This is a genomic window from Thalassobaculum sp., from assembly GCF_040219215.1.
Lineage (GTDB): Bacteria > Pseudomonadota > Alphaproteobacteria > Thalassobaculales > Thalassobaculaceae > Thalassobaculum_A.
This window is the reverse complement of the sequence record NZ_JAVJSX010000012.1, coordinates 208,783-217,882: the sequence shown is the minus strand read 5'-3', so window position 1 is coordinate 217,882 and position 9,100 is coordinate 208,783. Positions and strand designations below refer to the sequence as shown.

7 protein-coding genes are annotated in these 9,100 nt (G+C 69.0%); 5 read left to right on the top strand and 2 right to left on the bottom strand.

The window, feature by feature from the left end; genetic code table 11:
• The 4 genes from RIC54_RS11990 to RIC54_RS11975 form a co-directional block, all read left to right on the top strand.
• Positions 1–184 (top strand): FliG C-terminal domain-containing protein (locus RIC54_RS11990; RefSeq protein ID WP_350097316.1); only part of this gene is annotated, 184 nt, incomplete at its 5' end.
• A gap of 57 nt (positions 185–241) precedes the next feature.
• Entirely contained in the window at positions 242–1,315 is a 1,074-nt protein-coding gene (locus RIC54_RS11985) for a Rieske 2Fe-2S domain-containing protein (RefSeq protein ID WP_350097314.1), read from the top strand.
• Complete coding sequence (locus tag RIC54_RS11980) at positions 1,315–2,604, top strand: adenylate/guanylate cyclase domain-containing protein (RefSeq protein WP_350097312.1); 1,290 nt, start codon at positions 1,315–1,317, stop codon at positions 2,602–2,604. Before RIC54_RS11985 ends, RIC54_RS11980 begins: the two co-directional genes overlap by 1 nt.
• Positions 2,601–3,851 (top strand): MFS transporter, encoded by a 1,251-nt coding sequence (locus RIC54_RS11975; RefSeq protein ID WP_350097310.1) that lies wholly within the window; start codon positions 2,601–2,603, stop codon positions 3,849–3,851. Before RIC54_RS11980 ends, RIC54_RS11975 begins: the two co-directional genes overlap by 4 nt.
• Before the next feature lie 4 nt (positions 3,852–3,855).
• Here RIC54_RS11975 and RIC54_RS11970 read toward each other — a convergent pair whose 3' ends face one another.
• A complete protein-coding gene (locus RIC54_RS11970) occupies positions 3,856–4,338 on the bottom strand; it encodes a GFA family protein (RefSeq protein ID WP_350097308.1) in 483 nt (160 codons plus the stop codon).
• A 97-nt stretch (positions 4,339–4,435) separates the two neighbouring features.
• Entirely contained in the window at positions 4,436–5,365 is a 930-nt protein-coding gene (locus RIC54_RS11965; protein WP_350097306.1) for a LysR family transcriptional regulator, read from the bottom strand.
• Between the two features lie 134 nt (positions 5,366–5,499).
• Here RIC54_RS11965 and RIC54_RS11960 point away from each other — a divergent pair, with 134 nt between their 5' ends.
• Complete coding sequence (locus RIC54_RS11960) at positions 5,500–9,096, top strand: ABC transporter ATP-binding protein (RefSeq protein WP_350097304.1); 3,597 nt, start codon at positions 5,500–5,502, stop codon at positions 9,094–9,096.
• Positions 9,097–9,100: the final 4 nt, after the last annotated feature.

Below are 9,100 nucleotides of genomic sequence, written 5' to 3'. Positions count from 1 at the left end.
CTTCTCCAACATGTCGGAACGCGCGGCCAAGCTGATGCGCGAGGACATGCAGTCGCTCGGGCCGATCCGCCTGAAGGACGTGGAGGAGGCGCAGCAGGCGATGGTGCAGTCGGCCAAGGACCTGTCCGACCGCGGCGAGATTGTCATCGGCGGCTCCGGCGGCGACGACCAGCTGGTGTTCTAGCGTCGGTCCCGCAGCGGCTTGTTGCCTCCGTTCGGAGGCGATGGCACTGTCCGCGCCATGTCAGCATCCCTCCGTTCCGACACCCAGCGTGCCGACGATACGTTCCTGCGCGACATCTGGTATTTCGCGCTGCCGTCGGCCGAGTTGGGCCGCGGTGCACTGCGGTCGAAGACGCTGCTGGGCGAGCCGGTGCTGTTCGGACGCGACGACAGTGGCGCGGTGTTCGCGATGCGCGACATCTGCCCGCATCGCGGCATCCCGCTGTCCGACGGCCGGTTCGACCAGGGCGAGGTCGAATGCTGCTATCACGGCTGGCGCTTCGGCACCGATGGGCGTTGCACCGCCATCCCGTCGCTGACCACCGACCAGGCGATGGACGTCGACAAGATCCGGGTGCGTACCTACCCGGTGGTGGATCGCCACGGCGCAATCTGGATCTACATGCCGGCTGACCCTCGTTCGATCGCCGAACCCGCGGTGCCGCCTCCGGTGCTGCCTGACGTTACCAGCCGCGCGCCGGGACTGGTGCAGCGCATGAGCTTTCCCTGTCATATCGACCACGCCGTGATCGGCCTGATGGACCCGGCCCATGGCCCGTTCGTGCACACCAGCTGGTGGTGGCGGTCGCGCAAGTCGATCCATGAGAAGGCCAAGCGGTTCGGGCCGGTCGACCTGGGGTTCGCCATGCTGCGGCACCAGCCGTCGTCCAATTCCGCCGCGTACCGGTTGCTGGGCGGAGCGCCGACCACCGAGATCCGGTTTCACCTGCCGGGCATCCGGGTCGAGGACATCGAGATCGGCCGGCACCGGGTGTGCGGCCTGACCGCGGTCACGCCGGTCGACGCGACCACCACCGAGATTCACCAGCTGATGTTCTGGTCGATCCCCTGGCTGAGTGTGCTGAGGCCGGTGCTGGCGCCGTTCGTGCGGCGCTTCCTGGCCCAGGACCGCGACGTCGTAGTCCGCCAGCAGCGGGGCCTGGCGCACAACCCCACGCTGATGCTGATCAACGACGCCGACGTCCAGGCCAAGTGGTACTTCCGCCTCAAGAAAGCCTATGCCGCCTGGCGCGCCGATGGCGTGCCGTTCGAGAATCCGGTTCGCGAGACGACGCTGCGCTGGCGAAGCTGATGGACGGCCCGGCCGCCCTGCTGCGTGAACGCGAGTTGCAAGGGCTGCGCTGGTTCCTGTTCGCGATGGTCGGGGCCACCCTGACCTGGGGGATCGGCGGGCTGATCTTCATCAGCGGTGAGGCCGGCAAGGCTTTCTTGCTGGCTACCGGCGTGTTCGCCGCGGCCATCAATGCCGGACTTCTGGTGCTGCTGGCCCGGCGTCGGGCGATGGAGTTGATCGGCTTTGCCACCGTGGTGGTGGCCTTCGTCACGATCGCCCCGTCTCCGCTGCTGGAATGGCAGGCAGCCGGCATTGACCGGATCCCGGCGGCGTACGTGATCAAGACAGGCGTGCCGGCGGCCCTGGTGGTGTGCGCGCTTAGCGCCCTGACCCTGCGGCCGCGGTATCCGCTGATGGTCACAGGTCTGACGCTGGCCTATCAGCTGTTCCTGCTGGCGGTCGCGTTCGACGACCCGCGCACCGTCCTTGCCTCCGAAGCCACCTGGCAGGAGCACGTGATGGATCAGGACGTGCACCTCGGCAAGGTCGCCCATTCCCTCGGGCTGACGGCGGCGACCGGGCTGAGCATCGTGCTGGTCGCATGGGTCGCCCGCCAGACAGTGCGCCGGGCGGTAGCGCTGGAGCAGGCCAACAGCCAGCTGCGACGCTACTTCTCGCCCGAGGTCGCGGATCGCATCGCCGAGGCGGACGTGGACTTCATGCGGCCCGGAGGGCGGGTGCGTAACATCGTGGTCCTGGTGTCGGATCTCGCCGGCTTCACCCCGATGTCGCGGGCGCTCGGCCCGGACGCGACCCTGAAGCTGCTGGCCGAGTACCAGGCGCGGATGACGGCCGTCATCTTTGCCGAGGGCGGCTCGGTCGACAAATTCCTGGGCGACGGCATTCTGGCGACCTTCGGCACCACCGGGATTCGCCCGGACGCACCGTCGCGCGCGATCCGGGCGGCGATCCGAATGGTTCGCGCGCTGGCCGAGCTGAACGCCGAGCGCGCGGCCCGCCGCCAGCCGGCGTTGGAACAACGGATCGGCCTGGACATCGGTCCTGCCCTGGTCGGCAATGTCGGCAGTGCCGAGCGCCTGGAGTTCACGGTGATCGGCAACGTGGTCAATCTGGCGTCGCGTATCGAGCAGGCCTGCAAGATCACCGGCGATGCCGTACTGGCCAGCCGCGCGGTGGTGGATGCGGCCGGCACGAGCGTGGCAACCCTTGAGCGCGGATCGCTGCCGCTGCCGGGGGTGGAGAACCCGCCCGAGCTTCTTGCGATCGTGGACGAGGGCGAGCGATGACCTATCCCGGCCTCGCGGCTTTGCGCGCGGACTGGCGGTTGCTGGTGTTCGGGTTCCTGATGGCGTTCGCGTCGAGCCCCGGACAGACCTACTTCATCTCGCTGTTCTCCCAGCACTTCCGCGACGAATTCGGACTGAGCCACGCCAGCTTCGGCATGCTCTATTCGGTCGCCACCCTGGTCAGCGGGTTCCTGTTGATCTGGGCCGGCGGATTGATCGACCGGATCGACCTGCGGCTGTTCGCGGCGGTGGTGCTGTTCGGACTCGGCCTTGCCGCGACCGCGGCGTCGTCGGCTGTGGGTCCGCTGACCTTGGGAATCGCGATCTTCCTGTTGCGGTTTTTCGGACAGGGGCTGGCCTCGCATATTTCGGTAACCGCGACGGCGCGGTACGCCGATCCGGCGGTCCGTGGCAAGGCCGTCAGCCTCGCCACCCTCGGGTTTCCCGCCGGCGAGGCGCTGTGGCCCGTCATGGCGATCGCGGCGGTTGTGGCGTTCGGCTGGCGCCAGACCTACGGCGGCGCCGCGGTACTCGTGGTCGTGCTGATCATGCCGCTCGCGCTGCTGCTGTTGGCGTCGCACGGTCGACGGCACGCGGCCCTCCTGGAGCGTACCTCGGCCACCGGCTCGGCCGACGAAACCCGGCAATGGACCCGTGGCGAGGTCGCCCGCGACCCGTTGTTCCGCCGCGTCCTGATCGCGGTGATGGCGCCGTCTTTCATCGTCACGGGCATCCTGTTCCATCAGGTTCATCTGGCCGAGACCAAGGGCTGGGACCTTGCGGCGTTCGCTCTCGGCTATGTCGGCTACGCGATTTGCCAGGTCGGAACCGCGCTGGTCGCGGGACCGGTGATCGACCGCTTCGGCGCCCGGTGGACCGCCCGGTTCTACCTGGTGCCGCTGGGTGTCGGCCTCCTGGTGCTGGCGGTATTCGATCCGATCTGGTCGGGCTACCTGTTCCTGATGTCGGCCGGGGCGACGGCGGGGGTCAGCTCCACCCTGCTCGGAACCCTGTGGGCCGAGTTGTACGGCGTACGCCACCTCGGCGCGGTCCGTGCCCTGGTCACTGCCTGTTCCGTGGTGGCGAGCGCGCTGTCGCCGGCGTCGCTCGGCGTCCTGCTCAACCTGGGGGTCCCGATCGAGGCTTTGCCGCTGGGATGCGCCGTCTACGTGGCGGTGGGCGTGGCGATCCTGGTACGGCAGTTCTCCGGCGGCAGCCCGCCGATCGCGCCAGTGGTCGAACCCTGACCCGTCAGCCGAGCAGGGCCTGGCGGCGCGCCAGACTGTCCGCGGGCCATACTTCGCTGCGCCGGTAGAACTCCTCGAACGCCGGCGTACCGGCCGGCAGCGCCACCCAGGGCTGCTTGGTCGAGGTGAAGATGTGCACGTCGGGCGGCAGCCGGCTCGGTTGATCGAGCGTTCCGACCCGCACGAACCTTACCGCGTCGCCGGCGCCGGCATAGTTGCTCCACACTGCAACCCGACAGGTCGGGCAGCGGCTGATCTTCTGGCCCTTGCCGCTGTTCGAGGGCGTATTCACCGCCTCTGGCGCGCCGCTCAGCAGCTCGACCCGATCGGCCTCGATCATGGCGTTCAGGGCGAACGCCGTTCCGGTCTCGCGCTGGCACCAGCTGCAGTGGCAGCAGTGCACGAACATCGGCCGGCTGGTCAGGCGGTACCGTACCGCCCGGCAGGTGCAGCCACCCTCGGCGGTGAACTCGGTTTCATCGGTCATCACGCAGTCTCCCGGGCGCATGGTCGCACGGCGGGGATCATAGGCACGGCCGTCCGCTGCCGCACAAGGTGCCGTCCGCGAATGATGTCGTGACGGCCTAGGCGGTGAGGCGGGGCACCTCGCGGAGCGGCGGGACCGCAGTCTCGCCCTCGATCTCCGCGCGACGGCTGCGGAACAGCTCGACCAGCACGTCGATGACGATTCGCACGCGCGGCACATGGCGCAGGTCGGAATGTACCAGCAGCCACTGCTCGGCGCGGGCGTCGTCCAGGATCGGCGTGATCCGGCTCAACTGCGGGTCGGCGTCACCCAGAAAGCAGGGCAGGACCCCGACGCCGTTGCCGCCGCGAACGGCGTTGGCCAGCACGATGCCGTTGTTGGTGCGCACAGCCGGGCGTCGGTTGCCGAGCAACGCGGTCTGCCAGACTTGGCCCGGCATGTACTGGTGCTCGTCGTCGAAACCGACCCAGGGCAGCTCCTTCAGCGCAGCGGTCGAGCCGTCGCAGTCGGCGGCAAACTCGGGCGTACCATAGACGGCATAGGCAAAGGCGCCGAGCTTGCGACCGACCAGGCTGGCGAGGTCGGGGACCCGCGAGCGCACCAGCAGGTCGGCTTCGCGGCGCGACAGGTTGGCGGAGATGTGGGCGACGACGATCTCGAACTCGATGCACTGATGATTGGCACGCATCGCTGCGAGATGGCGGCCGAGAAAATCGGCGGTGGTCTCGTCGACCGAGATCCGCACCGTGCCGAGGTGCGAGCCGGACAGGCCGGCGCTGCGTCGGTCGATCGACTGGGAGGCGCGCTCCATCTCCTTGACATCATGCAATAATTCCAATGCCGGTTCGGTCGGCTGGAAGCGGTCGGGCAGCCGGTCGAACAGCCGGGTCCCCAACTCCTCCTCAAGCGTCTTGATCCGGCGGGCGATCGTCGGGTGGCTGACACGCAGCCGCTTGGCCGCTGCTGTCAGGCTGCCTTCCTCGGCCAGCGCCAGGAAGGTCCGCAGGTTGTCCCAGTCACCGATCATGGCACTACGGTAGTTGTTGCAGCTGATGGATATTCTGTACGTTTTTGTACGGTTGATCTTCGCTTTTGTCCACGGACGAACGAAAGCGTTCGACGTAGGGTGCTTCCGGTCATTGGAACGCTGGAGTGGCGAGCATGCATTTCGAACCTCGTCTTTGGGCCTTCACCAAAGGTGTTCGCGGACGGATCGTCTGGGCGGTACTGGTCGGGTTGATCGCGGTTGGCCTGGGCGTAGCACGGCTGGCGCTGCTCGGCTGGTTGATCGCCCGGGTGTTCGCCGGTGACAGCCTGACGGATCTCCTGCCGGCGGCGGTCGGCGTGGCCGTTGTGATGGTGCTGCGCGGGGTGTTCGAGCAGTGGCGTAACATGATCGCCCACGAGACCGCGGCGATCGTCCAGAAGCACCTGCGGCGTGCGCTGTTCGAGCGCCTGACCGCCCTGGGCCCGGCCTATGTCGGCAGCGAGCGGTCCGGCGACCTGACCCTGGCGCTGATCGACGGCGTGGAACAGTTGGAGACCTATTTCGGCCAGTACCTGCCGCAGCTGCTCGTGGCGGTCCTGACCCCGGTCCTCATCTTCGCGTTCGTCGCCTGGCTCGACCTGCCGGTGGCGGCGGTGCTGTTGGGCTTTGCGCTGATCGCCCTGCTGGCTCCGGCGATGTGGCACAAGCGTGACACCGCGAACTCCAAGGCCCGGCAGCGCGCCTACGCCGCGTTCGCCGCCGAGCTGCTGGATTCGATCCAGGGGCTCGCCACCCTGAAGGCGTTCGGGCAGTCCGGCGACCGCGCGAGCATGCTGGCCGACAAGGCGCGCGAGCTGTTCCGCACGACCATGTGGGTGCTCGGCACCAATACCGCTGCACGCGGCATCACCGACGCCTCGATTGCCATCGGCGCCGCTGCCGCCCTGGCACTCGGTGCGTGGCGGGTCGAGGCCGGGGCCATGGAGCTGTCGGCGCTGCTGGTCATCCTGATGATGGGCGTGGAGATCTTCCGGCCGATGCGCGACCTGCGCACCGTGCTGCACCAGGGCATGGTCGGCCTGTCGGCTGCCCAGGGGCTGTACCGTTTGCTCGACGCTCGGGTACCGGTGGTCGACGCCCCGGCGCGCGCCGTGCCGGACCTGGAGCCGAGCATTGCGTTCGAAGGGGTCCGCTTCGCCTATCCGGGCAGCCGGCGGGTCACCCACGAGGAACTGAGCTTCGCGGTGCGGCCGGGCGAGCGGATCGGCGTGGTCGGCCCGTCCGGCGTCGGCAAGTCGTCGATCGTGCGGCTGCTGCTGCGGTTCTACGACCCTGATGCCGGAACCGTGCGGATCGGCGGCGAAGATTTGCGCGGCCTGCCGTTCGAGGCGATCCGCTCGCGCATCGCGGTCGTCCAGCAGGACGCCTTCCTGTTCCACGGTACGATCGGCGAGAACATCCGCCTGGGGCGCCCGGACGCGAGCGAAGCCCAGGTGATCGAGGCGGCGCGGGCCGCCAACATTCACGGCTTCATCGATGGTCTGCCGCAGGGCTACGACACCGCGGTCGGCGAGAAGGGCATCAAGCTGTCGGGCGGGCAGCGCCAGCGGGTGGCGATTGCCCGGGCGATCCTGCGGGACGCGCCGATCCTGGTGCTGGACGAGGCACTGTCGGCCGTCGATGCCGAGAACGAGGCGACCATTCAGGCAGCCCTCGATCGGCTTATGCAGGGGCGCACCACGCTGATCCTGGCGCACCGGCTGTCCAGCGTGATCGACTGCGACCGCATCCTGGTGCTCGACGACGGCCGGGTGGTCGAAGAGGGGCCGCATCGCGAGCTGCTCGCCAAGGGCGGGGTCTATGCCTCGCTGATGGCGGCGCAGGTCCGCGACTCCGAGCGCGCGGCGAACGATGGCGATCTGGACGAGGCGCCTGCAGCGGCCGCCACCGAGGCGGCAGCGTCTACCCGGCGCTACGACGTGCTGGGCGGGCCGACCGAGGGGATCGTCGCGGCCGAGGGCCTTGGCTGGATGCGGCTGGTCGGCATGCTGATGGCGATGATCGTTCCCTGGAAGGGGCGGATGACCCTGACCTTCCTGTTCGGGGTGACCCGGGTGATCGCGTTCATCGGCGTCGGGGTGATCAGCGCGCTGATCGTGCTGGCGCTGAAGGAAGGGCGGCCGTTCGAGCCGCTGCTGCCGTGGCTGTTCGTGACGGCACCGCTGGCCGGCATCCTGCACTGGGCGGAGTCCTGGCTGGCCCACGACGTGGCGTTCCGGCTGCTGGCGGAGATGCGGATCGCGCTGTTCGACAAGCTGGACAAACTGGCGCCGGCCTATCTGGTGCGACGGCGCACCGGTGATCTGATGGGAATCGCCACCCAGGATGTCGAACTGGTCGAGTATTTCTTCGCCCACACCGTGGCGCCGGCGTTCGTGGCGGTGCTGGTGCCGGCGGCAGTGCTGGCGACTCTGGCCTGGGCCGACGTCTGGCTGGCGGTCGCATTGACCCCGTTCCTGCTGGCGGTCGGCCTGTGCCCGTGGCTGATGCGCGGTCGGGTCGACAGCCTCGGTTCCAAGGCGCGGGAAGCTTCCGGCGAACTGGCGGCGCACGCGGTGGATTCCGTCCAGGGCCTGGGCGAGATCGTCGCGAACCGGCAGGAAGCGGCGCGCGGCGACGACCTCGACCGGCTGACCGACGCTCATGTCGGGCATCGCATGCCGTTCTTCCGGGAACTGACCGCCCAGCAGAGCCTGCTGGAAGTCCTGACCGGCCTCGGCGGCCTGGCCATCGTGGTGACCGGAGCGTCGCGCGCGGCGGCCGGTGCCATCGATCCCGGCCTGCTGCCGCTGCTGACCCTTCTGGCGCTGGCTGCATTCCTGCCGGTATCGGAGATCGCGCAGATCGGCCGGCAGCTTGCCGACACGCTGGGAGCGACGCGCCGCATTCACGCGGTCGAAGTCGAGGTGCCGGTGGTCCAGGACGGCCCTGGTGTCGCGACCGCGCGGCCGGCCGGCGGTGTCGCGCTGTCGGTGGAGGATGTCCGCTTCCGCTACCCCGGCACCGACCGGCCGGCGCTCGACGGTGTGACGTTTGCGGTCGAGCCAGGCCAGACCGTGGCGCTGGTCGGCCCATCCGGCGCCGGCAAGACCACCACCGCGCAGATGCTGATGCGATTCTGGGATCCCGAGTCCGGGCGCGTCCTGCTCGACGGCCTCGACCTGCGGGCCCACCGGCTGGAGCAGGTGCTGGACCGGGTCGCCCTGGTGGCCCAGGACACCTACCTGTTCAACGACACGCTGGAGGCCAACGTCCGGATGGCCAAGCCGCATGCCAGCGATGCCGAGTTGCGGGCCGCCGTCGATCATGCGGCGCTCGGCGATCTGGTCGACAGTCTGCCGGATGGCCTGGCGACCCGGGTCGGCGAGCGCGGAGCCAGCCTGTCCGGCGGTCAGCGGCAACGGGTGGCAATCGCCCGGGCCTTCCTGAAGGATGCGCCGCTGCTGATCCTCGACGAGGCGACCTCGCATCTCGACGCGGTGAACGAGCGGCTGGTGCGCGGCGCGCTGGAACGGCTGCAGCAGGGTCGGACGACGGTGGTTATCGCCCACCGGCTGTCGACGGTGCGTGAGGCCGACCGGATCGTGGTGCTGGAGCACGGCCGGGTGATCGAGATCGGGCGGCACGACGAGTTGCTGGCCAAGGGAGGGCTGTACGCCCGGTTGGTCAGCCGGCAGTCGGGATCGGGCAGGGCCGCTGCGGCGGAGTAGGGAG